The organism is Saccharothrix sp. S26, from assembly GCF_021390395.1.
In the GTDB taxonomy this organism is placed as follows: domain Bacteria; phylum Actinomycetota; class Actinomycetes; order Mycobacteriales; family Pseudonocardiaceae; genus Actinosynnema.
In genome coordinates, this window is the sequence record NZ_JAJUWT010000002.1 from 259,599 (window position 1) to 284,587 (window position 24,989).

26 protein-coding genes, 1 tRNA gene and 2 riboswitches are annotated in these 24,989 nt (G+C 71.3%); of the genes, 18 read left to right on the forward strand and 9 right to left on the reverse strand.

Features of this window, described 5'->3' with window-relative positions; all coding sequences use genetic code 11:
* Positions 1-57 precede the first annotated feature (57 nt).
* From LZG04_RS03660 to LZG04_RS03700, 9 genes are all read left to right on the forward strand, one after another.
* Positions 58-1,182 (forward strand): acyl-CoA dehydrogenase family protein, encoded by a 1,125-nt coding sequence (locus tag LZG04_RS03660; protein ID WP_374202785.1) that lies wholly within the window; start codon positions 58-60, stop codon positions 1,180-1,182.
* Positions 1,182-2,306: a CaiB/BaiF CoA-transferase family protein gene (locus LZG04_RS03665; RefSeq protein ID WP_233813077.1), complete on the forward strand. Its 1,125-nt coding sequence runs from the start codon at positions 1,182-1,184 to the stop codon at positions 2,304-2,306. Before LZG04_RS03660 ends, LZG04_RS03665 begins: the two co-directional genes overlap by 1 nt.
* A gap of 620 nt (positions 2,307-2,926) precedes the next feature.
* Positions 2,927-3,088 carry a hypothetical protein gene (locus LZG04_RS03670; RefSeq protein WP_181319924.1) on the forward strand — a complete coding sequence of 54 codons (162 nt, stop codon included), beginning with the start codon at positions 2,927-2,929 and terminating at the stop codon, positions 3,086-3,088.
* Positions 3,089-3,289: 201 nt separating this feature from the next.
* A complete protein-coding gene (locus tag LZG04_RS03675) occupies positions 3,290-3,778 on the forward strand; it encodes a transcriptional regulator (RefSeq protein ID WP_077006273.1) in 489 nt (162 codons plus the stop codon).
* A 111-nt stretch (positions 3,779-3,889) separates the two neighbouring features.
* The gene (locus LZG04_RS03680) at positions 3,890-4,285 is read left to right on the forward strand and encodes a hypothetical protein (RefSeq protein ID WP_233813080.1); all 396 of its coding nucleotides are present in this window, start codon (positions 3,890-3,892) and stop codon (positions 4,283-4,285) included.
* Between the two features lie 15 nt (positions 4,286-4,300).
* Positions 4,301-4,603, forward strand: a complete 303-nt coding sequence (locus tag LZG04_RS03685; protein ID WP_233813082.1) for a DUF3817 domain-containing protein — start codon at positions 4,301-4,303, stop codon at positions 4,601-4,603.
* A gap of 62 nt (positions 4,604-4,665) precedes the next feature.
* Positions 4,666-4,753, forward strand: a riboswitch (glycine riboswitch).
* Positions 4,754-4,852, forward strand: a riboswitch (glycine riboswitch).
* A 125-nt stretch (positions 4,853-4,977) separates the two neighbouring features.
* Positions 4,978-6,078 (forward strand): glycine cleavage system aminomethyltransferase GcvT, encoded by a 1,101-nt coding sequence (gene gcvT / locus LZG04_RS03690; RefSeq protein ID WP_374202786.1) that lies wholly within the window; start codon positions 4,978-4,980, stop codon positions 6,076-6,078.
* 14 nt (positions 6,079-6,092) lie between these two features.
* Positions 6,093-7,358, forward strand: coding sequence for a serine hydroxymethyltransferase (gene glyA / locus LZG04_RS03695; RefSeq protein ID WP_233813084.1), 1,266 nt, complete (start codon positions 6,093-6,095; stop codon positions 7,356-7,358).
* 79 nt (positions 7,359-7,437) lie between these two features.
* Complete coding sequence (locus LZG04_RS03700; protein WP_233813086.1) at positions 7,438-8,043, forward strand: malonic semialdehyde reductase; 606 nt, start codon at positions 7,438-7,440, stop codon at positions 8,041-8,043.
* Positions 8,044-8,110: 67 nt separating this feature from the next.
* On the opposite strand, the gene LZG04_RS03705 is transcribed toward LZG04_RS03700, so the two are convergent.
* The 3 genes from LZG04_RS03705 to LZG04_RS03715 form a co-directional block, all read right to left on the reverse strand.
* Positions 8,111-8,749: a hypothetical protein gene (locus LZG04_RS03705; RefSeq protein ID WP_233813088.1), complete on the reverse strand. Its 639-nt coding sequence runs from the start codon at positions 8,747-8,749 to the stop codon at positions 8,111-8,113.
* 64 nt (positions 8,750-8,813) lie between these two features.
* A complete protein-coding gene (locus LZG04_RS03710; protein ID WP_233813090.1) occupies positions 8,814-9,533 on the reverse strand; it encodes a hypothetical protein in 720 nt (239 codons plus the stop codon).
* 122 nt (positions 9,534-9,655) lie between these two features.
* Entirely contained in the window at positions 9,656-10,186 is a 531-nt protein-coding gene (locus LZG04_RS03715; RefSeq protein ID WP_233813092.1) for a hypothetical protein, read from the reverse strand.
* A 301-nt stretch (positions 10,187-10,487) separates the two neighbouring features.
* Between LZG04_RS03715 and LZG04_RS03720 the strand changes: the two genes are divergently transcribed.
* Positions 10,488-12,548: a S9 family peptidase gene (locus tag LZG04_RS03720; protein WP_233813094.1), complete on the forward strand. Its 2,061-nt coding sequence runs from the start codon at positions 10,488-10,490 to the stop codon at positions 12,546-12,548.
* Between the two features lie 53 nt (positions 12,549-12,601).
* On the opposite strand, the gene LZG04_RS03725 is transcribed toward LZG04_RS03720, so the two are convergent.
* The 4 genes from LZG04_RS03725 to LZG04_RS03740 all read right to left on the reverse strand — a co-directional run bounded on the left by LZG04_RS03725 (position 12,602) and on the right by LZG04_RS03740 (position 16,380).
* On the reverse strand, positions 12,602-13,444 hold the full coding sequence (locus LZG04_RS03725; protein WP_233813096.1) for a spermidine synthase: 843 nt from the start codon (positions 13,442-13,444) through the stop codon (positions 12,602-12,604).
* The gene (gene speD, locus LZG04_RS03730; RefSeq protein WP_233813098.1) at positions 13,441-13,854 is read right to left on the reverse strand and encodes an adenosylmethionine decarboxylase; all 414 of its coding nucleotides are present in this window, start codon (positions 13,852-13,854) and stop codon (positions 13,441-13,443) included. Before speD ends, LZG04_RS03725 begins: the two co-directional genes overlap by 4 nt.
* A gap of 55 nt (positions 13,855-13,909) precedes the next feature.
* Positions 13,910-15,079 (reverse strand): type III PLP-dependent enzyme, encoded by a 1,170-nt coding sequence (locus LZG04_RS03735; RefSeq protein WP_233813100.1) that lies wholly within the window; start codon positions 15,077-15,079, stop codon positions 13,910-13,912.
* 95 nt (positions 15,080-15,174) lie between these two features.
* Positions 15,175-16,380 carry a metallophosphoesterase gene (locus LZG04_RS03740; RefSeq protein WP_233813517.1) on the reverse strand — a complete coding sequence of 402 codons (1,206 nt, stop codon included), beginning with the start codon at positions 16,378-16,380 and terminating at the stop codon, positions 15,175-15,177.
* 118 nt (positions 16,381-16,498) lie between these two features.
* Between LZG04_RS03740 and LZG04_RS03745 the strand changes: the two genes are divergently transcribed.
* The 3 genes from LZG04_RS03745 to pabB all read left to right on the forward strand — a co-directional run bounded on the left by LZG04_RS03745 (position 16,499) and on the right by pabB (position 20,077).
* A complete protein-coding gene (locus LZG04_RS03745) occupies positions 16,499-17,002 on the forward strand; it encodes a SigE family RNA polymerase sigma factor (RefSeq protein ID WP_233813102.1) in 504 nt (167 codons plus the stop codon).
* Positions 16,999-17,940: a hypothetical protein gene (locus tag LZG04_RS03750; protein ID WP_233813104.1), complete on the forward strand. Its 942-nt coding sequence runs from the start codon at positions 16,999-17,001 to the stop codon at positions 17,938-17,940. Before LZG04_RS03745 ends, LZG04_RS03750 begins: the two co-directional genes overlap by 4 nt.
* Positions 17,941-18,058: 118 nt before the next feature.
* Positions 18,059-20,077, forward strand: a complete 2,019-nt coding sequence (pabB, locus tag LZG04_RS03755) for an aminodeoxychorismate synthase component I (RefSeq protein WP_233813106.1) — start codon at positions 18,059-18,061, stop codon at positions 20,075-20,077.
* A gap of 55 nt (positions 20,078-20,132) precedes the next feature.
* Here pabB and LZG04_RS03760 read toward each other — a convergent pair whose 3' ends face one another.
* Positions 20,133-20,474 carry an Lsr2 family protein gene (locus LZG04_RS03760; protein WP_015104119.1) on the reverse strand — a complete coding sequence of 114 codons (342 nt, stop codon included), beginning with the start codon at positions 20,472-20,474 and terminating at the stop codon, positions 20,133-20,135.
* 275 nt (positions 20,475-20,749) lie between these two features.
* Here LZG04_RS03760 and LZG04_RS03765 point away from each other — a divergent pair, with 275 nt between their 5' ends.
* The 3 genes from LZG04_RS03765 to xerC all read left to right on the forward strand — a co-directional run bounded on the left by LZG04_RS03765 (position 20,750) and on the right by xerC (position 22,517).
* Positions 20,750-21,031: a metal-sensitive transcriptional regulator gene (locus tag LZG04_RS03765; RefSeq protein ID WP_233813108.1), complete on the forward strand. Its 282-nt coding sequence runs from the start codon at positions 20,750-20,752 to the stop codon at positions 21,029-21,031.
* Between the two features lie 68 nt (positions 21,032-21,099).
* Positions 21,100-21,173: transfer RNA gene (locus LZG04_RS03770), tRNA-Leu, on the forward strand.
* 66 nt (positions 21,174-21,239) lie between these two features.
* Positions 21,240-22,517, forward strand: coding sequence for a tyrosine recombinase XerC (gene xerC, locus LZG04_RS03775; protein ID WP_233813110.1), 1,278 nt, complete (start codon positions 21,240-21,242; stop codon positions 22,515-22,517).
* A gap of 2 nt (positions 22,518-22,519) precedes the next feature.
* Here the strand turns inward: xerC and LZG04_RS03780 are convergent, their stop codons facing one another.
* Positions 22,520-23,674 carry a hypothetical protein gene (locus LZG04_RS03780; RefSeq protein ID WP_233813113.1) on the reverse strand — a complete coding sequence of 385 codons (1,155 nt, stop codon included), beginning with the start codon at positions 23,672-23,674 and terminating at the stop codon, positions 22,520-22,522.
* Positions 23,675-24,001: 327 nt separating this feature from the next.
* Here LZG04_RS03780 and LZG04_RS03785 point away from each other — a divergent pair, with 327 nt between their 5' ends.
* On the forward strand, positions 24,002-24,325 hold the full coding sequence (locus tag LZG04_RS03785; RefSeq protein WP_233813115.1) for a hypothetical protein: 324 nt from the start codon (positions 24,002-24,004) through the stop codon (positions 24,323-24,325).
* Positions 24,315-24,866 carry a hypothetical protein gene (locus LZG04_RS03790; RefSeq protein ID WP_233813116.1) on the forward strand — a complete coding sequence of 184 codons (552 nt, stop codon included), beginning with the start codon at positions 24,315-24,317 and terminating at the stop codon, positions 24,864-24,866. Before LZG04_RS03785 ends, LZG04_RS03790 begins: the two co-directional genes overlap by 11 nt.
* Positions 24,867-24,989 lie beyond the last annotated feature (123 nt).

Consider the following 24,989-nt stretch of genomic DNA (forward strand, 5'->3'; position numbering starts at 1 on the left):
GCGGTCCGGCCACGCCGGTGGCAACGTCGAGCCATGCCGACTCGCCGTTCCGCATGGATGACCGAGGACCTGGACCAGCTGCGCGAGCTGGCCCGCACGTTCTTCGACCGGGAGGTGGTGCCGCACCAGGAGCGCTGGGCCGCGCAGAAGCAGGTGGACCGCGACTTCTGGCGCAAGGCGGGCGAGGTCGGCCTGCTCTGCCTGTCCATCCCCGAGGAGTACGGCGGTGGCGGCGGGACGTTCGCGCACGAGGCCGTGCTGCTGGAGGAGCAGGCGCGGTGCGGTGACAGCGCCTGGGGCAACAGCGTGCACAGCGGCATCGTCGCCCACTACCTCAACGCCTACGGCACCGAGGAGCAGAAGCGGCGGTGGCTACCGAAGATGGCCTCCGGCGAGTACGTCGGCGCGATCGCCATGTCCGAGCCCGGCGGCGGCTCCGACCTGCAGAACATCAAGACGCGGGCGCTGCGGCGCGGTGACGAGTACGTGCTGTCGGGCTCCAAGACGTTCATCACCAACGGCGCGCAGGCAGACCTGGTGATCGTCGTCGCCAAGAGCGACCCCAGCCAGGGCGCGACCGGCATCTCGCTGCTGGTCGTGGAGACCGCGCGGGCCCCGGGCTTCCGCCGCGGCCGGGTGCTGGACAAGGTCGGCATGCACGGCCAGGACACCGCCGAGCTGTTCTTCGACGACGTCCGCGTGCCGGCGGAGAACCTGCTGGGCACCGGCGAGGGCCAGGGGTTCATCCAGCTGATGCAGCAGCTCCCGCAGGAGCGGCTGATCATCGCGGTGGCGTCGGTGGCGGGCATCGAGGCGGCGGTGGACCTCACGCTGGCCTACGTCAAGGACCGCACGGCGTTCGGCCGCGAGCTGATCAAGTTCCAGAACACCCGGTTCAAGCTCGCCGAGTGCGCCACCGAGGCCCGCGTGACCAGGGCCTTCGTGGACGAGTGCGTGCGGGACCACCTGGCGGGCCGCCTCGACGTGCCCACCGCGGCGATGGCCAAGTGGTGGGCCACCGAGCGGCTGTGCCGGGTCGTGGACGAGTGCGTGCAGCTGTTCGGCGGCTACGGCTACATGGCCGAGTACCCGATCGCGCGCGCGTGGGCGGACGCGCGCGTGCAGAAGATCTACGGCGGGACGAACGAGATCATGAAGGAAATCATCGCGAGGTCGCTCTAGTGCCCGGGCCGCTGGAGGGGTTGAAGGTCGTCGAGCTGGCGGGCCTCGCGCCCGCGCCGTTCGGCTGCATGGTGCTGGCCGACCTCGGCGCGTCGGTGGTCCGGGTGGACCGCGTCGGCGGTGCCACCGAGGTGCCGCTGCTGGGTCGCGGGCGGCGGTCGATCGGGGTGGACCTGCGCCGCCCCGAGGGCGCACAGCTGGTGCTCCGGCTGGTCGAGGGCGCGGACGTGCTGGTCGAGGGCTTCCGGCCGGGCGTGACCGAACGGCTGGGCATCGGCCCGGCGCAGTGCCTGGCCCGCAACCCGCGGCTGGTCTACGGGCGGATGACCGGGTGGGGCCAGGACGGCCCGCTGGCCGACCGCGCCGGGCACGACATCAACTACATCGCGGTGGCGGGCGCGCTGGAGCCGATCGGCCGGGCGGGCGCGCCACCGACCGTGCCGCTCAACATCGTCGGCGACTTCGGCGGCGGGGGGCTTCTGCTGGCGCTGGGCGTGCTGGCCGCGCTGTACGAGCGGGAGCGGTCCGGGCGCGGGCAGGTGGTGGACGCGGCCATGGTCGACGGGGCGGCGCTGCTGACCACCTTCCTGCACGGGATGTCGTCGGCCGGCGCGTGGCCCGGTGGGCGCGGGGAGAACCTGCTCGACGGCGGCGCGCCGTTCTACGACGTGTACGAGGCCGCCGACGGCCGGTTCGTCAGCATCGGGGCGCTGGAGGAGAAGTTCTACGCCGAGCTGCTCGACGTGCTCGGGCTGGCCGACGCCGGCCTGCCGAGCCGGCACGACCCGGCGAACTGGCCGGAGCTGCGCACCCGCATCGCCGCCGCCGTCGCCACCCGGACGAGGGACGAGTGGGCGGCGTTGGCGGAGGGCACCGACGCGTGCCTCGCGCCCGTGCTGGCACCCGGTGAGGCCCCCGGGTACGCGCACAACGTCGGGCGGGGGACGTTCGTCGAGGTGGACGGCCTGCCGCAGCCCGCGCCCGCCCCGCGCTTCGAACGCACACCCAGCACCACCCCGGGCCCACCGCCCGCGGTGGGTGAACACACGATCGAGGTACTGGGTGAGCTGGGGCTCGGTGAGGACGAGATCGCCGAGCTGCGGCGGGCCGGGGTGATCGGTTGACGCCGGTGGTGTGCCGCCAGGTCCGGTGGGTGCTGGGTGGGCTGGGGGTGCCCGCCTGACGTTGGCGCGCCACCGGTCCGGCGCGTGTCGGGGTGGTCGGCCGCCGCCAGGTCCGGTGCGGGCCGGTTGGAGCGCGGTGATCGGGCTGATGCCTGCCTCACCCGGTCCGGCCCCTGCCGTTCGCGCCGGGGTGATCGCCTGCCCGCCGTCCGCTCCAGCCCGTGCCGAGCCGGCCGGAAAAGGGCGCGGGAAATCACCTGAAGGGGGACCGGAATTGAGTGGCAGCCGCCATCGGCCTTTGTCACGCTCGGTGCGTGCCTCGGCGCAATCAGGTGATGGGCTGCGAAGAGATGGCGGTGTCTGAAGAACCTCGGTGTCCGTGCTGGGGGGTGGGCGAGCGCCCGTACCTTGGTGATCGGCGGGACCACAGGTCCCCTTGATCGTCCGTTCGGGTGACGATCGGCCCTCGTCAGGCGTGGTTGCGTGGTGGTCGTGCGACCGGTCGAGGGATGGCGGCGCGTTCGATCGTCATCATCCGGGTGAATGAGGGACCATGGCCGTTGACACGACCGGAGCGGCGTCGGGCCGCCCTGCCCAGTGACACGGACGGAGACCGATCAGTGAACGTCAAGAAGGTGGTGACGCTGGCGGCGGTCGCGCTGGTGCTGTTCCTCCTGATCACCCAGCCGAACGAGTCGGCCGAGGCGGTGAGGACCGCGCTCGGGTGGCTCCAGTCCGGCGCGGAGTCGATCATCACCTTCGTCCGCAGCCTCTTCGCCTAGATCCCTCCCCGCACCCCCTTGAACTCCGCTCAATGCGGTCACGATCGGTGACTATGCGCCCCCGGCGTTGCACCGTACGGGTGGAATGAGGGCTATAACGCCCTGGTAACAGGGTTTTAGACAAACCGGGGTCTAGCGGTTGTCGGTACCCGCTAATACGGTGCGTCGCATTGGCTGATCTTCGACCGACGAGGAGGCAGAATGGTCGAGGACTCCGGAGTCGACGAGCTGCTGCGGCAGTGGGCGGCTGAGCGCTCGGACGACGCCGAGCTGCAGGAGGTGAACCGGATCAAGGACGCGTGGCTCGCGGAAGCCCCGCCGTCCGCGCCGGGGATCCCCGTGCAGCGCGCGAACGGCGGTCCGCGCGGCCTGGTGAAGGTCGAGTCCGCGGACCCGGCCTACGTGGCGGCGATGCGGAAGCGGGCGCCCGAGGTGCCCGAGGCCCTGCTCGCGGCCGCCGCCAGCTACTGGCAGCTGGTGGGCGACCTGTCCGAGGCGGAGCAGTGGTGGGACGCGGGCATCAGCCCGTTGGACCAGCGCGCTCTGGACTACCGGGCGGCCGGGCTCACGCCCGCCGACCTCGGTCGTCGCCTCGGCCCGATGACGGTGCTCCAGCACCTGCGTCGGGGCAGCGCGGCGGCCTGGTGCGTGGCCAGGCTGCAGAGGCAACGCCGGGACGGCGTGGCCTAGTTCCGACGAGTCGGGGCGGGCTCCTGAGGTCTTGGAGCCCTCACCTTCGAAGGGGCGGGCTCCTGTGCGGGGAGCCCCTGCCCCGTGCGAGGCACGAAGTACTCTTGAGGCGTGCGAGGCCTCCTCACCCCCCAGCGGCTGGCGATCGTGGCCGCCTGCCTGGCGTCGCTGGTCGTGTGCTGCGGCCTGGCGTACTGGCAGTGGGAGCGGTTCTCCGAGGCCGGCGGCACGTTCCAGAACCTGGGTTACGTCTTCCAGTGGCCGCTGTTCGGCCTCTTCCCCGCGTTCATGGTGTGGCGCATCCGCAAGCTGGACGCCCGCCGCAAGGCCGAGGCCGCCACCGCGACGGGCGCCGCCGACGAGGCCGCGCCGGAGCCGGTGGCCGTGCCGTCGCGGCCGGTCGTTACCGTGGAGCCCGTCGGAGCGCCCGCACGTGACGACGAGGACGAGGAGCTGGCGGCCTACAACCGCATGCTCGCCGAGCTGCACGCGCGGGACCAGCGGTGAGGCGAAGGTAGGGCGATGAGCGGCGCGTTGACCAGGTTCCGGTTCATGGCTTACGTGGTCGGTGTCGGCCTGCTGCTGCTCGTGGTCGCGATGATCGCCAAGTACGCGGGCGGCAACGAGGGCATGATGCAGGTCGTCGGCCCGGTGCACGGCTTCCTGTACGCGATCTACCTGGTGCTCACGGTGGACCTCGCGCTGAAGGCCCGCTGGTCGATCAAGGGCACGGTGCTGGTGCTGCTCGCGGGCACGATCCCGTTCGTGTCGTTCTACGCCGAGCGCAAGGTGGTCGAGAGCGTCCGGGCCGAGAAGAGCCTGTGACCGGGGTTGACCCCGCCCACCGGCACCCCTAGCGTCTGGCGGTACCAACTGAACACGGCCGTCGATGTCGAGCGGGAGAGTCCCCGACCGGGGCGCCGAAGGAGCAACTCCTCCCCGGAATCTCTCAGGCACAGGTACCGCCCGACGAAGGCAACTCTGGAAAGCAGGCGCACCCGGTGCGCCTCGCCCACGGTGCAAGCCGCCCTCACCCGGTGGCGAAGCTCTCAGGCTCATGGCAGAGGGGGAGGCTCACTCGACGAGGAGTCTCCGATGGGCCGTGTCATCCTTTCGCTCGTGAATCTCTCGGACGTGCCCGCGCGCCGACCCGACCGGTCGGCGCCTCCGCATGCCCGCACCCAGGGAGGACCCGCCTGATGGAAAGCCGCCGCACGCCCCTGCACGCCGAGCACGAGGCGCTGGGCGCCATGTTCACCGACTTCGCGGGCTGGCGGATGCCGCTGCGCTACGACAGCGAGCTGGCCGAGCACCGCGCGGTGCGCACGTCGGCGGGCCTGTTCGACCTGACCCACATGGGTGAGATCCTGCTCACCGGCCCGGAGGCGGGCGCGGCGCTGGACCACGCCCTGGTCGGCCACGCCTCCGCGATCGGCGTCGGCCGCGCCCGGTACACGATGATCTGCGAGGCCGACGGCGGCGTGATCGACGACCTGATCGTCTACCGCACCGGCGACACCGAGTACCTCGTCGTGGCCAACGCCTCGAACGCCGCCGTCGTGCACGACGCCCTGGTCGAGCGGGCGAAGGGCTTCGACACCGCCGTCGAGGACAAGTCCGCCGACTACGCGCTGCTCGCCGTGCAGGGCCCGAACGCCACCGCGATCCTCGCCGGCCTCACGCCCACCGACCTGGGCGCGGTGAAGTACTACGCGTCGTACCCGACCGAGGTCGCGGGCAAGCCGGTGCTGCTCGCCCGCACGGGCTACACCGGCGAGGACGGCTTCGAGCTGTTCGTCGCGCCGGACGACGCCGCGCACGTGTGGCAGGCCCTGCTGGAGGCGGGCGCCCCGCACGACCTCAAGCCCGCGGGCCTGGGCTGCCGCGACACGCTGCGGCTGGAGGCGGGCATGCCGCTGTACGGCAACGAGCTGGGCCGCGACCGCACGCCGTTCCACGCGAACCTCGGCCGGGTGGTGAAGCTGGACAAGCCGGGCGACTTCGTCGGCCGCGACGCCCTGGCCGCCGTCGCCGAGCGGGGCGTGGACCAGGTGCTGGTCGGCCTGAAGACCGCCTCGCGCCGCGCGCCCCGGCACGGCTACCCGGTGCTGGACGCCTCGGGCGAGCGGATCGGCGAGGTCACCAGCGGCGCGCTGTCGCCGACCCTCGGGCACTCGGTGGCCATGGCGTACGTGGCGGTCGGCCACACCGAGCCCGGCACGGAGCTGTCGGTGGACGTCCGGGGCAGGCACGAGCCGGTCGAAGTCGTCGCACTGCCCTTCTACAAGCGCACCTCGTAAGGGAGACCCAACACATGTCCGAGCACTTCAACACCTCCCTCGCGGAGTTCGACCCGGAGGTCGCCGACGCCGTCGCCGCCGAGCTGCACCGGCAGCAGAGCACGCTGGAGATGATCGCCTCGGAGAACTTCACGCCGGTGTCGGTGCTCCAGGCGCAGGGCTCGGTGCTGACCAACAAGTACGCCGAGGGCTACCCCGGCCGGCGCTACTACGGCGGCTGCGAGAACGTCGACGTGATCGAGCGGCTGGCGATCGAGCGGGTCAAGGCGCTGTTCGGCGCGGGTTTCGCGAACGTGCAGCCGCACTCGGGCGCGCAGGCCAACGCGTGCGCGATGTTCGCCCTGCTCCAGCCGGGCGACACGATCCTGGGCCTCGACCTCGCCCACGGCGGCCACCTCACCCACGGCATGCGGATCAACTTCTCCGGCAAGCTCTACAACGTGGTGCCCTACCACGTGTCGGCGGAGGACGGCCGGGTCGACATGGCCGAGGTGGAGCGGCTGGCGACCGAGCACCGGCCGAAGCTGATCGTGGCCGGCTGGTCGGCGTACCCGCGTCAGCTGGACTTCGCGGAGTTCCGGCGCATCGCCGACTCGGTGGGCGCGTACCTGATGGTGGACATGGCGCACTTCGCCGGCCTGGTGGCGGCGGGCCTGCACCCGAGCCCGGTGCCGCACGCCCACGTCGTGACGACGACCACGCACAAGACGCTCGGCGGCCCGCGCGGCGGCGTGATCCTGACCAACGACGCCGACCTCGCGAAGAAGATCAACTCGGCGGTGTTCCCGGGCCAGCAGGGCGGTCCGCTGGAGCACGTGATCGCGGGCAAGGCGGTGGCGTTCAAGCACGCCGCGTCCCCGGAGTTCGCCGACCGCCAGCGCCGCACGGTCGAGGGCGCGAAGATCCTCGCCGACCGGCTCTCGCAGCCCGACGCCGCCGCGGCGGGTGTGAAGGTGCTCACCGGCGGCACGGACGTGCACCTCGTGCTGGTGGACCTGGTGGCGTCCGAACTGGACGGCAAGCAGGCCGAGGACCGGTTGCACGAGGTCGGCATCACGGTCAACCGCAACGCGGTGCCCAACGACCCGCGCCCGCCGATGGTGACCTCCGGCCTGCGCGTCGGCACGCCCGCGCTGGCCACCCGCGGCTTCGGCGCGGCGGACTTCACCGAGGTGGCGGACATCATCGCGGCGGCGTTGCAGCCCTCGCCGGACCTGGCCGAGCTGCGCGCGCGGGTCGAGGTGCTGGCCGCCAAGCACCCGCTGTACCCGACCCTGTGAACCGCGACACGAAATAGGTCAGGCATGGCCGAGGTTGTCCCGTGCGCGATCCGCGCACGGGACAACCGAAAGAGGCACCATGACCACGACCCTCGACACGCTGGCGCTCCCGCGTGAGGCACAGGACCTGCTGTTCCGCGAGGCCCGCACGGCCAACGCGTTCACCGACGAGCCGGTGACCGACGACGAGCTGCGCGCCGTGCACGACCTCGTGAAGTGGGGTCCGACGGCGATGAACAGCCAGCCGCTGCGCGTGGTGTACGTCCGCAGCCAGGAGGCCAAGGCCCGCCTCGCGCCGCACCTGTCGGAGGGCAACCGGGCCAAGACCGTCGCCGCCCCGGTCACCGCGATCCTGGCCGCCGACACCGACTTCCACGAGCACCTGGCCACGACGTTCCCGCACTTCGCGGGCGCGAAGGCGGTGTTCGCCGACGACGCCCGGCGCACCGAGGCGGCCAGGACCAGCGCCCTGCTCCAGGCCGGCTACTTCATCATCGGCGTCCGCGCGGCCGGTCTGGCCGCCGGGCCGATGAGCGGCTTCGACGCCGAGGGTGTGCGCCGCGAGTTCTTCGCCGACACCAACCAGCTGCCGCTGGTGATCGTCAACATCGGCCACCCGGACCACTCCGGCACCCACCCGCGCAACCCGCGCCTGGGCTTCGACCAGGTCGTCCGGACCGTCTGACCGCTGCGGGACGCCCGAATCCCCCGGCCAACCCCGGGCCGGGGGATCGGGGCGTGCCACAGTGGACTCACGCCGAGGGCGGTGGCGTCACCCCCGGCGGCAGGCACTCGACGTTGCGCTTGCCGTCGGGCTGCACGACGAACCAGGTGCCGCCGACGCCCTGGCCCTTCCACTGGCCGGGCGCCTCGTCCTTGGCGTAGGTGTAGAGCGGCCAGCCGTCCAGGGTCACCTGCTCGGAGCCGTCGGCCCGCTTCACCGTCGACACGAGCGCCGGGTCGACGCCCTGCAACTGCGGCGTGCCGTTGGACAGCACCGGAGGCCACGTCACCGCGCACTGGGCCTCGCAGTTGGACTTCGCCGGGTCCGGCGTGTCCTTGTCGAAGCGGTACAGCGTGCGGCCGTCGCCGTCCTGCACGACCTCGCCCATCTTGGGCACGCTCTTGCCCACCAACGTGACCTGCGGACCGGACGGCGCGGGCGCGGCCTGCGCCGCGGGCTCCTCCACGGGCGCCGCCTCCTCGCTGGTCGGAGGGGCCAGGGGCGTGGGGACGTCGCCGTAGTCGCCCTGGGCCGCCGCACCCACCTGCCCCGTCTGCGCGACCGTCCTGCCTTGCAGGCCGGTGGCGTTGGAAGTCCACACGACCAGCGCGAGCACGGCCGCCATGCCGCCCGCGACGGCGATGGCGATGCGGTTTCGTCGGATCACGCTCAACTCCTCCTCGGTCCGTCAATCGCTCCACCGACGACTACGGCCCTCCCGCCGCCGCGGTTCAGCCGTCTCCGGGAGCGCCGGCCAGGACAGGGGTCCGCGACCACCCCAGCTCCCACTGCTGCGCCCGGCTCCGGTCGCACCGCCGCGTCGCCACCGCGCCGCCCTCCGCGGCCAGGCACCGGCTGAAGTCCCCTTCGGTGTGCAGCCGCACCCACCGCTCGTCGGCCGACGACTCGGCGACCCACGTCCCGGGCAGCCCGGAGATCGACACCTCGCACCCGTGCGCCGACTCGCCGACCGCCACGATCGACACCGCGGACGCGCCCCCCGCCTGGTACGCGCCCTGGTCGGCGTCGGCCAGGTGCGGCCCGGTGCCGTTGTTGCGGACCCGACCGCGCCACAGCTCGCCGCACGGCCGACGCCCCGGCAGGTCGTAGGGCCGGATCGACCAACCGACGTCGTGGTCGGCGAGCGGTCGGCAGTCGCGCCGGAAGATCTGGACGTGCTCCTCCGGCCGCCCGCCCTGGTGGGCCAGGCACCCGCCGGCGCCCCGGTTCTCGACCACCACGACGTGCGGCGCCTGGCCGCGGATGCGCCGCAGCCGCCACGACTGGTGTTCGTCTCCCGGCCGGCAGAGCTGGAAGTGCTGGTCGGTGTCCGGCTCGCCGGCCGCGGTCAGGCACAGGTCGGCCCGCACGCTGCTGCGGATCGTCCAACCGCCGCCCGCCGGCGCCGGCACCACGTGGTGGCCGGGGTTGTCGGAGTCCGCGCAGTCCATTGGTAGATGTCCTCGCCGATCTTCTCCGAATCGTCCGGATGGGTATAGGCCCCGTTGCGGGAGAGGTATTTCCCGGTCATCCGGTTGACCACCTGGGCGAGGAATTCCCGATCGGCGGTGAATTACGCGCCGATGCCGCTCACCTCCGCGCCACGCGTGCCGGGCGCGTCCGCGGTGAACGTCCACAACGACAGCGCGGCGATCGCCGGGACGACTGCCGCCACCACGCGCCCGCGTGCCGCGGTCCGGGCCGACACCGGCGGGTAGGGGTCGTCCGGCAGGCCGACCCACGCGGTGGCGGTGGTGTCCTTGACCTTCACGTCGACCGGCCGGAACGTGCGCGGGTCGACGACCCGGCTGTGCCGCGCCACCTCGTCGTGGATCCACGACGAGAGCACCAGCGCCACCACCCCGGACGACCGCGCGAGGGCGTCCCTGACCTGCCCGGCGTCGACCAGGCGGAACGCCAGGTTGATCGACGCGGACGTGTAGCCGTGGCGGTCCGGGTGCACCTCGCCCGCGTGCACCGCCAGGCGCACCCGCACCCGTTCCGCCGCGTGGTGCGTGGCGTTGTGCTCGGCCAACGCCCCGGCCAGCGCGGTCGGCAGCCGCTCGACCACGAGCGCCTTCGGCACCTCCGGCGGCACCAGCACGAAGACGCCGTCGCCGCGGTCCTCCCGGTGGCACTGCTCCCACGGATGCCGGATTCGCGGAACGCCCGCCGCAACGACCGGTAGAGCGCGGCCCGGACCACGAGTTGATCCGCATTCGTGCGGCTTTCGTGGGTAAATTTCTCCACGTCGACCACGATCATGGTTCGGTGCAACGCGCGCGTGTCGTCCGACTCCACGACCTCACCATAAAGCCGCGCCAAAGGTGCCGCGCGCCGATCACGGCACGCCCGCTCCTTTCACCCGGCCCCGGGAACCCGCACGGGGGACATAGGGTGTCCCGGTGGGCAACGAGATCTCCTTCCCGCGCCAACACGCGCGCACCCAGCGGTTCACCCTCGGCGCACCCCGGACGTTCACCGTGGCGCCGGACGGCTCGAAGGTGTACTTCCTCCGCACCGCCACGGCCACGAGCCGGGCGAACGGCCTGTGGGCGTTCGACACCGCGACCCGCGCCGAGACGCTGCTGGCCGACCCCGGCGTGCTGCTGACCGATCCCGAGGACCTGTCCCCGGAGGAACGGGCCCGCCGGGAGCGCACCCGCGAGTCGGCCGCCGGCATCGTCGGCTACGCCACCGACAGCGCCGCCCGGCAGGTCGTGTTCGCCTTGTCCGGCAGGCTGTTCGTGGTCGAGCCGGCCACCGCCGCCGTGCGCGAGCTGCCGGTCGCCGGCGCGGCCATCGACCCCCGGCTGGACCCGACCGGCCGCAAGGTCGGCTACGTGGCCGACGGCGCGCTGCACGTGGTGGACCTGGAGACCGGCGCGGACCGGGTCGTCGCGGCGCCGGACGGCCCGGACGTCACGTGGGGCCTCGCGGAGTTCATCGCGGCCGAGGAGATGGGCCGTTACCGGGGTTACTGGTTCTCCCCGGACGGCGAGCACGTGCTGGCCGCCCGCGTGGACAACGGGCCCGTGCCGCGCTGGCACATCGCCGACCCGGCGAACCCCGGCACGCCCGCCGCCGAGATCGCCTACCCCGCCGCGGGCGAGGCCAACGCGGTGGTGGAACTGGCCGTCTTCGGGGCCGGCCGGACCGACGTGACGTGGGACCGCGAGGCGTTCCCGTACGTCACCACGGTCTCGTGGACCTCGCACGGCAAGCCGCTGGTGCAGGTGCAGTCGCGCGACCAGCGCCGGGTGCTGGTGCTGGCCGTCGACGTGGCGACCGGGTCCACCGAGGTCGTCGCCGACGACACCGACCCGCACTGGCTGGAGGTCGTGCCGGGCGCGCCGCGCTGGACCCCGGCCGGCGAGCTGCTGCGCGTGCTGCCGGTCGGCGACGCGAACCGGCTCGTGGTCGGCGACCGGCCGTGGACGCCGGACGGCTTCCAGGTCCGCTCGGTGCTCGACGTGGCCGAGGACGGCGTGCTGCTCACCGCGTCCACGGACGACCCCACCCAGACGCACGTGTTCCTGGTCGACGCCGACCACGTCACCCGAGTGTCCACACAGGACGGTGTGCACGGCGCGACCCGCGGCGGCGGCGTGCTGGTGCTGTCCCGCTCGTCGATGGACCACTTCGGGCCGGAGGTCACCGTGTCCACCGGTGGCGGGATCGGCTCGTTCGCCGAGACGCCCGTGCTGACGCCCGACGTCCGGCTGCTCACCGTCGGCGAACGCGACCTGCGGGCGGCGCTGCTGTTCCCGCGCGACCACGTGCCGGGCACCAAGCTGCCCGTGCTGCTCGACCCGTACGGCGGCCCGCACGCCCAGCGCGTGGTGTCGGCCCGCAACGCCTACCTGACCTCGCAGTGGCTGGCCGACCAGGGTTTCGCGGTCCTCGTCGTGGACGGCCGCGGCACGCCCGGTCGCGGTCCGGCGTGGGAGCGGGAGATCGCGTTCGACTTCGCCGGGGCCACCCTGGAGGACCAGGTGGACGCGCTGCACGCGGTCGCGGCGACCGAACCCGACCTCGACCTGGCCCGCGTCGGCATCCGCGGCTGGTCCTACGGCGGCTACCTGGCGGCGCTGGCCGTGCTGCGCCGCCCGGACGTGTTCCACGCGGGCATCGCGGGCGCGCCGGTCACCGACTGGCGGCTCTACGACACCCACTACACCGAGCGCTACCTGGGCCACCCGGCCGAGAAGCCCGAGGTGTACGAGGCCAACTCGCTCATCGCCGACGCGCCGAAGCTGGAGCGCCCGCTGATGATCGTGCACGGCCTGGCGGACGACAACGTGGTGGCCGCGCACACCCTGCGCCTGTCGTCGGCGCTGCTGGCCGCCGGCCGGCCGCACACCGTGCTGCCGCTGTCCGGCGTGACCCACATGACCCCGCAGGAACAGGTGGCCGAGAACCTGCTCCTGCTCCAGGTCGACTTCCTGCGCCGCGCCCTGGCCTGAGACGACGGACGGGGCCGTCCCCGCGAGGAGGACGGCCCCGGTCACGCCTGGTGTCAGGCCAACGAGTGGCGCACCAGGTACGGCGGGATCGAGTTGCCGACCAGGGCCAGGTCGTCGATCGTCTCCGGCTGGTAGCCGCACGCGGGCAGGCGCTCGACCATCAGCGCGGTCGGGTCGGCCACCTCGTCGGCGCGCCCGAACAGGTACGCCCACTCGTGCTCGTCGGAGCCGTAGTACGCGACCGTGCCGAACACCTCGTTGAACCGCTGCCACATGCGGATCAGCGTGGTGTTGCGCCACATCGTCTGGCAGCCCGCCTGGGACACCACGACGCCGCCCGGCGTCAGCAGCGCCTTGCACAGCGCCAGGAACTCGGCGCCGTACAGCCGGTTGTGCTGCGCCTCCTCCTCGCGCTCGTCGGGCAGGTCCACCAGGACGATGTCGTAACGCTCGGACGTCGTCCGGATGTACTCGTAGCCGTCGATGTACTGCACGCGGATCGGGCCTTCGCCCTTCTCCGCCAGCGCCAGCTCGTCGAGCGTGTAGCCGTAGGGCAGGTGCTCGGCGCACAGCCGCACGGCCTGCGAGTCGATGTCGATGTGGTCGACCACCGACGCGCCCGCGGCCACCGCCATCTGGCACACCACGCCCTCCGACGACCCGATGACCAGCACGCGGTCGACGCGGTCGGCCAGCAGCAGCGCCGGGACCATCAGCGCCTCGTGGTAGGTCAGCTGGCTGAACTCGGTGCTCTGCCGGTCGTCGTCGCAGAACAGCGACAGCCCCTGGGCGGTGCGGGCGATCACCAGGTGCTGGAACTCGGTGCGCGTGTCGACCACGACCTCCGAGACGTCCCAGTGCCTGGTCATGCCGGCCGCGAGTGGTTCGCGGATCAAGACGCTTTCTCCTCACCGACGAGCGCCGGGACGCGGTGGCCCCGGCTGATCATGTCCGTCCGCGCCGACACCGCACCCAGGGCCTCGGCCAACAACTGCACCGCGAGCGCGGGCTTGGCACGCGTACCGCACGTGAACACGTCCACGAACACGGCACCGACTTCCGGGTACGTGTGGATGGACGCGTGCGACTCCGACAACAGGGCCAGCACGGTGACCCCTTGCGGCTCGAACTGCTTGGAGACCACCTCCAACACCGTGGCGTCAGCCTGGGTGAGCGCCTCGCCGAGCGCGTGTCGCAGGAACTGCTCGTCGTCGAGCAGTTCCGGGCTCACGCCTTCGAGCTCGGCGAGCACGTGCTGTCCTGCGAACAAGCCAACCGGCTCGGATTCGCACGGGAGTTCGGACATCAATCACTCCAAACATCTTCAGGAGGGGGCACAGCAGCGGACAGCAGGGGCGCGCTCATCGCACGCAGTGCGTGGCCAACGGCGGGAAGCCGTTGAACGCCACCGACGAGTAGCTGGCCGTGTAGGCGCCCGCGCCGAGCAGGTCGACGTGGTCGCCCGCGCGCAGGTCCAGCGGCAGCTCGTAGCACGTGTTCTGGTACAGCACGTCGTCCGCGTCGCACGTGGGACCGGCCAGCACGACCGGGCCGACGGGGCCACCGTCCTTGCTGGTGACCAGCGGGTACGCGATGGCCTCGCCCTCGGTCTCCGCGAGGCCGCCGTAACGGCCGATGTCGAGGAAGACCCAGCGGCGTTCGTCCGAATAGGACTTTCGGGACACCAGCACCACTTCGGAGCGGATCAGGCCCGACTCCGCCACGATAGCGCGTCCCGGCTCGATCATCACCTCGGGCGTGAAGTCGCCGAAGTGGCGGGCGATGGCCGCGGTGATGGCGGCGGCGTACTCCGCCAGCGGCGGCGGCTGCGTCAGGTAGCCCGCGGGCAGGCCGCCGCCCAGGTTGACCGTGGTCGGCGAGAGGCCCTCGGCGCGCAGCTTGCCGATGACGTCGGCGGCGTCGGCGATCGCGCCGTCCCAGCCGTGCGGGTCGAGCTGTTGCGACCCCGCGTGGAATGCCACGCCCAGCGGAACGAGGCCCAGTTGGGCGGCCAACCGCAGGAGATCCGTCGCCATCTCGGGCGAGCAGCCGAACTTCTTGCCGAACGGGTAGGTGGAACCCTTGCTGTTGACCAGGATCCGCAGCAGCACCGACGCGCCGGGCGCGTGCTCGGCCAGCGCGCGCACGTCCTGTTCGCTGTCGGACACGAAGAGTCGCACGCCGCGCCCGTGGGCGTAGGCGATGTCCCGTGCCTTCTTGATCGGGTTGCTGTAGGAGATCGCCTCCGGCGCCGCGCCGCGGGCCAGGCACAGGTCGATCTCGGCGGGGCTGGCGACGTCGAAGCTCGACCCCTCGGCGGCCAGCAGCCCGACCACGTCGGGCGTCGGGTTGGCCTTGACCGCGTAGAAGATCCCCACCCGCGGCAGCGCCGCGCGGATCGCCGCGAACCGGTCGCGCACCGTCGGCAGGTCGATGACCAGGCAGGGCGTGTCCGGTTGGTCGTGGTCCAGGAAACGACGAATACGAGCCATTGCCTCGCGGAGCCGTTCGTCGGCAAAGCTCGTCGTCATCTCGCTAGGGGTCCCCCTCCGCAACCGTGATCAGGCACGGTCTGACCGTGTTCGGGCACGGCCGTCCACTCTAGGTGGTGCGGGCGAAAAATGCGCTATCGGCGGGCGAACTTGTGATGCAACTCCACGACGGTGATGTCCGGGGCCGCGCCGACGCGCACCGGCGGACCCCAGAACCCGACCCCGTTGCTGGTGTAGACCTGCGTGCCGTCGACGGTCTCCAGCCCGCTGCGCACCGGCTGCTGCAAGCCGACCGCGAGGTGGAACGGGAACATCTGCCCGCCGTGCGTGTGACCGGACAACTGCAGGTCCACGCCGTGCTTGGCGGCCTCGTGGACCTGCACCGGCTGGTGCGCCAGCAGCACCACGGGCGTGGAGGTGTCGCGGCCGTCCAGCGCGCGGGCGAAGTCCGGGCCGTCCTGGAACGCCTCGCCGGTGACGTCGTTGACGCCCGCGAGGTCGAACGACGCGCCGGCCCGCTCGATCCGCAGCCGCTCGTTGCGCAACGGGTTGACGCCGAGCCGCTCCAGCTCCGCCAGCCACGGCTCGGCGCCGGAGTAGTACTCGTGGTTGCCGGTGACGAAGAAGCTGCCGTGCGTGCTCACGAGGTCGCGCAGCGGAGCCGCCGCCTCGCCCAGCTCGTCCACCGTGCCGTCGACGAGGTCGCCGACCACCGCCACGAGGTCCACCCGCTGCTCGTTGATCATCCGCACGATCCGCTCGGTGTGCCCGCGGCCGAGCAGCGGCCCGAGGTGGATGTCGCTCACCACCGCGATCCGGTAGCCCGACAGCCGCTGGTCGAGCTTGCCCAGCGTCACGGGCACGCGCTTGACCACCGGGTCGCCGAGTGCCTGCGTGGTCCCGAAGCCGACGACGCCCGTCGCGGCCACGCCGCCCGCGACGGCGAGCGACCGGGCGATGAACAACCGCCGACCCGGGTCGGCGGGCTGCTCCTGCGGCGTGGTGCCCGATGGCACGTCCGGCGCGCCGACGGTGACCGGCGCCTCGGGCACGCGCGCCGTGCGGTTGAGCACCAGCCGGGGGATCTCCAGCACGGCCAGGATCAGGGCGAGGTAGAACGCGCCCGCCAGCCAGATGAACCCCGGCCACGCCACGAGCGCCCCGAACGGCCCGCCCGCGCTGCCCACCGCCAGCGCCGCCATCAGCAGCAGGTAGAGGAAGACGACCACCCCGGTGCCGACCCGGCGACCGCGTCCGGGTCGGGTCGTGGCCCGCACGGCCCGCGCCCAGATGTAGTAGTGGGCCGCGCCCATCACGACCGCGAACAGCACGAAGAACAACAAGGCGGGGCCTCCCGAGTGGTGATGTGACCAGTTTCCACGAATCCCGCCGCCGGGATGCAACCCGTCGGCGTCCCGCTGGCGTGATTACCGCGTACCGCAGCACGGGGGAGGACAGATGAGTGATCGGGACACCGCGTTCGCGGAGTACTTCGCGGCGCGGTCCGAGGCCATGCGCGGCACGGCGTACCTGCTGTGCGGTGACTGGCACCGTGCCGAGGACCTGGTGCAGGCCACGTTCGCCAAGCTCTACGTGGCCTGGCGGCGGATCAACCGGCACGAGGCACTCGACGCCTACACCCGCCGGACGCTCGTCCGGACGTTCGTGTCCGACCTGCGTCGCGGCTGGTTCCGCAAGGAACGGGTGAGCGAGACGACCACCGACGTGGCGGACGTCTCACGCGGCTCGGCCGAGGACCGGCTGGTGCTGCTGGAGGCGCTGGCGGCCGTGCCGCCCAGGCAACGCGCCGTGCTCGTGCTCCGGTACTGGGAAGACCTGTCGGTCGAGGAGACCGCCAGGGCGTTGAACTGCTCCGAAGGAACGGTGAAGAGCCAGGCCGCGCGGGGGCTGCAGACGCTGCGCGGCCTGATCACCCCTCAGCAGGGAGAAAAGGTGCGATGAACGAGCACGAGCTGAAGAGCGCGTTGCAGGATGTGATGGTGGCGAGCAGCCCGCCGCCACCCATGAGCCCCGAGGCTGCGCTGGACCGCGCCCGCCGTGCGCAGCGCCGCAGGCAGGCGACGTGGGGCGGCGGGTTGGCCGGCCTCGCCGTGGTGGCGATCGCCGTCGGCGCCGTGCTGGTGCCGAACCTGTCCGGTGGCGGTGGTGCCCCGGTGGCGGGAGGGCAGTCGTCCCGGCCGTCGGTCACGCCGACCGACGGGCCGCCGTCGAAGCCGTCCTCAGCGACCACCGGGCCGACGACCACGGGGCCGACGACCACCGGGCGGCCCTCGGGCACCTCCACGAGCACCCCGTGGCCGAACGGGCAGACCGACCGGACCGCGACCAGCGGGCCGCGGGCGGACAAGAGCGTCGCCGTGCTCAACGACCTGATCTCGTCGTTGCCGGGCGGCCTGCGGGCACAGGACAAGACCCGGATCGGCTTCCCCGACTACGGGCCGATGACCCGCACCCAGTCGCAGTTCGCCGACTACGCCGGCGCCCTGGAGGTCTGGGAGTACCTGGCCTACACGCCGGTGGAGCGCGCCGACGTGCCGGGCGTCGGGCACCTGTGGATCCAGGTCGAGACGAAGGGCAACTCGCGCGTCGGTGACCGGCCCGGCTGCGGGATGGCGACCAGCCGGCCGTACCCGGTGGAGGGCGACGGGCGGTGCGACCTGGTCGACGCGGGCGGCGCGAAGGTCGCGGTCGTCACCGGCGACGGGGGCGCGAACGGCCTGGAGCAGGCCGCGTTCCACCGGTTCGACGACGGCACGCTGGTGATCGTCGGGCAGTCCCGCGAGTACCGGAACTCCGGCCACCCCGCCATGGCCGAGCTGCCCCTCACGGCGCAGCAGCTGGCGGCGATCGCCGCGGACCCGAAGTTCCACCTGGACTGAGAGCCACTGCCGGGGACGGGGAGGCCGGGCGGCACGCGCGCCCGGCCTCTTCGGTGTCCTCCTCCCTCGTCCGGGGGTACTCCATCCGGGTGTTCGTGCAGGTACCGTGCTGTTTGCCATGCGGACGCTGCTCATCGACAACCACGACTCGTTCACCTTCAACCTCTTCCAGTACCTCACGCAGGTGAACGGGCGCGAACCGGTCGTCATCACCAACGACGACCCGCGGTTCCGGCTGTCCGACCTGCGGCGGTTCGACAACGTGGTCATCTCGCCCGGCCCCGGCCGACCGCAGCGCGCCGCCGACTTCGGCCTGTGCCGCGAGGTGGTCGAGCACGCCGACATCCCCCTGCTGGGCGTCTGCCTGGGCCACCAGGGGCTGTGCCTCGCGCACGGCGCGTCCGTGGGCCTGGTCACGCCCCGGCACGGCGTGGTGGACGAGGTGCGGCACACCGGCGTGGACGTGTTCGCCGGCCTGCCGTCCCCGCTGCCCGTCGTGCGCTACCACTCGCTGGCCGTGTCGGACCTGCCGCCGTCGCTGGAGCCGATCGCCTGGGCCGAGTCCGACGACGTGCTGATGGGCGTGCGGCACCGGTCGCGGCCCGCGTGGGGCGTGCAGTTCCACCCCGAGTCGGTGTGCACGTCGCACGGCCACCAGCTGCTGGCCAACTTCCGCGACCTGACCGACGCGTCGGCCGCCGCACCCGCCCTGCCCCCGCCGACGGCACCTCCTCCCCCTCGGCCCGTGCGCGAGGTGCTCGTGCGGCGGGTGGACGCGCACCCGCCGCCGGAGGACGTCCACGCGGCCCTGCACGGGGCGTCCGAGCACGCGTTCTGGCTGGACAGCAGCCTCGTCGGCGACCGGGGCCGGTTCTCCGTGATGGGTGACGCGTCCGGGCCGCTGGCGCGGGTGGCGACGTACGACGTGTGGACCGGCGAGGTGACGGTGGACGGGGTGACGCACCCCGGGCCGTTCTTCGACTGGCTGGAGGCCGACCTGGCGGCGTGGCGGGTGGCGCCGCCCGACGTGCCGTTCGAGTTCGCGCTCGGCTGGGTGGGCTACCTCGGGTACGAGCTGAAGGCCGAGTGCGGCGGTGAGGCGGCCCACCGTTCGGAGCAACCGGACGCGGCATTCGTGTTCGCCGACCGGGCGCTGGTTTTCGACCACGTTTCGCGGTGCGTGTACCTGTTGGCGTTGTCCGACGAGGACGGCTGGTTGGGCCGAACGGCCGATTTCCTGCGCCATTTCACCGCCGTGCCGCAGGCCCCGCCGCGCCGGGCGCGGGCGGACTCCGTGCGGGCCCGACACAGCCGTGCGCAGTACTTGAAGCTGGTCGCGGCGTGCCAGGAGGCCATCACCGCGGGCGAGAGCTACGAGGTGTGCTTGACGAACACCGTGACGTGGCGCGGCACGCTCGACCCGTGGGACGCCTACCGGTTCCTGCGCGCGGAAAGCCCCGCGCCGTTCGGGGCGCTGCTCCGCTTCGGTGTGCTGTCCGTGCTCAGCACCTCACCCGAGCGGTTCATCCGGGTCGACCGTCGGGGTGTCGTCGAATCGGAGCCAATCAAGGGCACCCGCCCCCGCGGGGCGACCGCCGCCGAGGACGACGGTTTGCGCAGGGCCTTGGCTGCCAGCGCGAAGGACCGCGCGGAGAACCTCATGATCGTCGACTTGGTCCGCAATGATCTGGGCCATTGCGCGGAAGTCGGCAGCGTGCGGGTGCCCAGGATCTTCGAGGTGGAGAGCTACGCGACAGTGCACCAGCTCGTGAGCACCGTTCAGGCTCGTCTGCGTTCCGGTAGTTCCGCCACCCGGGTGGTTAGGGCGGCGTTCCCCGGCGGGTCGATGACGGGCGCGCCCAAGATCCGGACAATGCAGATCATCGACGGGCTGGAAGCCGGGCCCCGCGGTGTGTACTCCGGGGCCCTCGGTTACTTCTCACTCTCCGGAACGGCCGACTTCAGCATCGTCATCAGGACGCTGGTGGTGGACCGCGACAAGGTGAGTTTCGGGGTCGGGGGCGCGGTCATCGCGCTGTCCGACCCGGAGGAGGAATTCGAGGAGACGGCGGTCAAGGCGACCGCGCTGCTCAGGCTGGTGGGCGTCGGGTTCCCGGGCCGCCCGGACAGCCCCTGAACTGCTGTTTCCCCCTGCGGTGGCGCCGGGCCGCCGCAGGGGGAAACGACGCGGGTCAGGAAGCGTGGGCTTCCTGGAACTGCACGACCAGGCCCTGGGGAATGCGGCCCCGGTCGGAGATCTGGTGGCCCTGCGCGCGCGCCCAGTCCCGAATCGCCTGGGCCTGAGCCTTGTCACCAGCCTTTACCGTGCTCTTGCCGGTGCCCTTGCGCTGCTTGCGGCCGCCGGCGCGGCGCGCCTTGGCGACGAAGTCGGCCAGGGACTCGCGGAGCTTGTCCGCATTGTCCTTCGAGAGGTCGATGGAGTACTCCACACCGTCCAGCGCGAAGGTCACGGTCTCGGCGGCTTCGCTGCCGTCGAGGTCGTCGATGAGTTGGACGACGGTCTGCTGTGCCACTGTTCCTCCGTGTGTGCTCGCATAGCGCGTGCTGCCCTCGACTTGTTCTGCGCCACACGCTTAGCTCGACACCATAGTGCACCAGCGGAATATCGCCTAACCTTTCGCGGTGAAAATGTGACTGATGCCCCCGGACGGGTCATTTCGCGACACAAACCGCACCGAGCCGAAATGTGCGGCCCCGCCCGCCGTCACCCCGTGGTGCCCGTCACACCCGGTCGAGTGGCCTATCCTGGGGTGCGGATACCCGCCCAGGGTAGGGAAGGTCGGGAGCGATGCACGGTTACACGGCGGACAAGGACGCGTACCTCAAGCGATTGCGCCGCATCGAGGGCCAGGTCCGGGGCCTCCAGCGGATGGTCGAGAACGACGAGTACTGCATCGACGTGCTGACCCAGATCTCCGCCGCCACGAAGGCGTTGCAGGCGGTCTCACTCGGCCTGCTGGACGAGCACCTGAAGCACTGCGTGGCCCAGGCCGTCGCCGAGGGTGGCGAGGTGGCGGACGAGAAGATCGCCGAAGCCTCCGCCGCGATCAGCCGCCTGGTCCGCTCCTGACCACCACCGCCCCGGCCGCCACCCCGAACGGCGGCCGGGCGACCTGATCGAGTACAGTGCTCCCGCCGGCCCCCGTAGCCCAATCGGCAGAGGCAGCGGACTCAAAATCCGTCCAGTGTGCGTTCGAGTCGCACCGGGGGCACTGCGCCTGACCAGGCGTTACAACCGAAGATGTTGATCATTAGTTGATCAGTGGGTGCGGCCCTGGGTGCGAGTAACCAGGGGCTATGAGTGCTGCACGCGTTCCGGAGGGTCGCCGGCGCGGGGAGATCGGGCAGCGGGGGGACCTCTGCAGGTCAAGGTCTACGCCGGACTCGACCCCGTCACAGGTAAGCGGGTCTACCTTCGGGAGACCATCCAGGGCACCAGCAAGGCAGCGTGGAAGCGCGCCGAGAAGAAGCGCAACGAGCTCGTCGTCCAGGTGGACAAGCTGCGTTCGACGCCATCGGCGGTTCGGCTCGACCACGCCATAGACCGGTGGCTCGCGACGAACGAACTTGAGGACAGCACACGTAAGACCTACGTCGGGTACATCGAGCGGACCATCAAGCCGGCTCTCGGGGCGATCGCGGTCAACAAGCTGGGCGCGCTGGAGTTGGAGAGCTTCTACACGGAGCTTCGCCGGTGCCGCGTCCGCTGCGACCGCAAGCCGTTCATCGAGAAGCACAACGCCGAGGGTGACCACGACTGCTTGGCGGAGAAGTGCAAGCCGCACGTCTGCAAGGGCATGGCCGCGTCCACCGTGCGTCAGATCCACTCGATCATCAGCGGCACCATGAACGCGGCGGCGCGCTGGGACTGGATCACCCTCAACCCCGCAAAGCTGGCGCGTCGCCCGAAGCAGAAGCCACCGGAGCCGGACCCGCCTACCTCCGCTGAGGCCGCGCGGCTTGTCGAAGAGGCGTTCCGGATGGATGACGACTGGGGCACCCTCGTGTGGTTGGTCATGACCACGGGGATGCGTCGCGGGGAGCTGTGCGGGCTCCGCTTCAACCGGGTGGACTTGGACGCTGAGGTCATCGACCTGCGCCGTAACTGGGTGGGTGGCAAGGAGAAGGACACCAAGACCCACCAGAACCGCCGGATCGCGCTGGGCTCGGAAACCGTCGCGCTGCTCCGCGAGCACCGTGAGCGCGTGGCCGAACGGGTGCGTTCGGTGGGTGGTGAGTTCACCGAAGACCTGTTCGTGTTCAGCGGCACGCGGACGCTCGACCACAAGGAGCCGTACTCGCCCAACGCCGTGACCCAGCGGTACAAGGACATGGCGACCAGGCTCAAGATCGACACGCACCTGCACGCCCTGCGCCACTACTCGGCGACCGAATTGCTGACCGCCGGTGTGGACCTCCGCACGGTCGCCGGCCGTCTTGGGCACGGTGGGGGAGGCGCGACCACATTGCGGGTCTACGCCGCGTGGGTCGCGGCCTCGGACCGCAAGGCAGCGGAAATCCTGGGGTCGCGGATGCCGAAGCGGGCACGCGCGTGACCTCAGCCGGTTAGGGCTTCCAACCTTCGGCGCTGGCGGGTTGACCCGACCTGCGCGGCGAGAAGTCGTGCTCGTTCAGCGTGTGCGGATGCGTCCCCCCGTTCGCCGTGCACCGACAACACCTGCACCAAGTCGACCCGCAGCGCCGTTTCCGCTCGTGCGAAATCCGGGTGCAGCCGGTCGAGCGCGCTGGACAGCACGTCCACCGCCTCAGGTTCTCCGAGTCGCGCAAGCGCACTACCTCGCCACCTGGTGAGGTGCGTTCCGTCGAACACGAGATACGGGGCTTCCGCGTCGGCGGAATCGGCGGGCATGATCCACTCAGCGTGGTCGAATGCCCGGAGGCTTCCGTCTCGGTCACCTGCCGCAGCGAGCGCTTCACCGTGACCGGCCAGCAGCCACGAGGTGAGCAGCCCTGGCGCGCGGTGTTCCGCAACAGCGCACGCGTAGCGAGTCAACTCGACTGCGGATTCCACCTCGCCTATGTCGAGCAGCACGACGGCCTGGCCGGCGCAGGCGTAAGCCTCCAGAGCACGTGATTCCGCCACCCGTGCCGCGCTTCGTGCCTGGTTGTAGTGCTCCCACGATTCCCGCAGGAAACCCTGGTCAAGCGACTGCCAGCCCGCAAGCGTGGACGCGTCGACCAGCACCCGCGCGAGCGCGATTCTCACCTGTTGGTCGAGGATGTTCCCGAGCAAGCTCCACATCTGGCTGATCTGCGCCCGTAACTCGCCGAGCAACGCCGATGCGCCCAGCCGTCGATCGATGACCCGCGTGAGGTCGAGTTTCTGCTGAAGCAGTGACACGGTCTCCTGATCGACGGCTCGACCGGACCTGATTCGCGCCCGCAGGTCCAACGCCTCGGCCGACCACGCTTGCGCTTCGGAGCGTGCGGGCGCTACGGGCTTCAGCAGACGGTCGATCGGGACACCGAGCATTTCCTCAAGCAGCCGTTTGGTGCCCGGTCGCGGTGCTCCGAGGGGCCGGCCGTCGGCGCGTTGCCCGGAAGCGAGGCGGTGGACGTGGCGAGCGCTCAGCGTTGCGTCGATGCCGTGTTGGTACGCGTACCGGTTGGCTTGCTCGCTGAACTCCTCGGCGGTGAGCCCGCGTTCGTGGAGCAGCTCGCCCAGCAGTGTGCGTCGGTGCCCTGACTCCATCGGATGATCTCCATGTCGCCGATGTCAGCGCTGACCAGTCTATGCCCCCATAGGTCCAGCTAGGTCTATGGCAGGTCGTTTACCACTTCCGCGTCACTCGGGAAGCTGAAGTCAGCGAATCGTCGAAGGTGGTGATCGTCGTGTGGGGAGAGTTGGCGGGTGACCCCGGCGGAGTCGTGCTGTTCGTGGTGTGGCTCGTGCTCCCTGTGCTCTACGTCGTCGTCATCGGGAGGCGGTACGTCCGGCAATGCGAGGAGAGCGCTCAAGTCGCGGTGTGGGCGTGTGACGAGGTGCGCCAGGTCCGCGAGGAGCAGAGGGAAGGCAGTCATGACGGTGACGTTGGTGGATGACGAGGGTGGCGCGAAGCCCGTCTCGCTGTTCGATGACCCGAAGGTCGTCCGTGAGGTGCAGGAGTTCGTGGACGATCAGGCTCCGCGTGTGTTCGCGGTGGTGCAGGAGACGTTCGGGCCTCCGGAGGACTTGCAGATCGTGGCGTGGGGGATCACCACCAAGAAGGGTGTGGAGGTGATCGGCGTGCACGGCGGGATGCGTATGGGTCTGCAGTCGGCGGAGAACGCGCTGATCTTCTTCCGGGCCGGTGGGACCGCGATTCCCCGGATCTTCTGGGTCGGGGGCAAGGGTGTGGAGTAACGGTCTGGAGACCGCGCTGGAGTGCGTGGGGCGTGGGTGGCCGGTGGTGCCGGGTGCGTTGTGGGTCGGTGACGGCTACGTCGACCCGGTCACGGACGCGGAGTGTGACGCGCTGGCGTTGTCGTCACCGGCTATGGCGACGGTGGACCCGGAGGAGGTCCGGCGGTTGTGGCCGGTGTCGGACGGTGGCGTCACGCGGTCGGCGTTGGCCGTGGTCGGGACGCTGATGACTGCGGTCGTGGTGGAGCCTGAGCCGGCGCGGTGGCTGGTTGGGACGGAGGCGTTCCGCGCGTCGCCGACGCCGGTGGTGATGCTTCCGGTTCCGACGCTGGGTCTGATGATCGAGTCGGCGGTGTTCGTGGTGTCGTCGGCGGAGGGGTTGGACGAGAAGTTGGTCTTCCCCCGGAACGCGATGCTGCCGCTGCCACCGACCGTGGTGGAAGGGCACCGGACTCAGTGGCTGGTGTCGCCGGTGGAGTGTGACGGGCTGATGAGCGGCCCGGAGTTGGCGGGTCTGTTGGAAACCTCCAACCGTCGTTGACCGCGCCTTGACGGTTGGGCATGGGGTGCCGGACGCCTCCCCCGGTACCCGTGGGACGGGACGGCCGTGTGCGAACCATCCACTCGGATGGCACCGCACACGGCCGTTTCGCCTGTCCGGGAC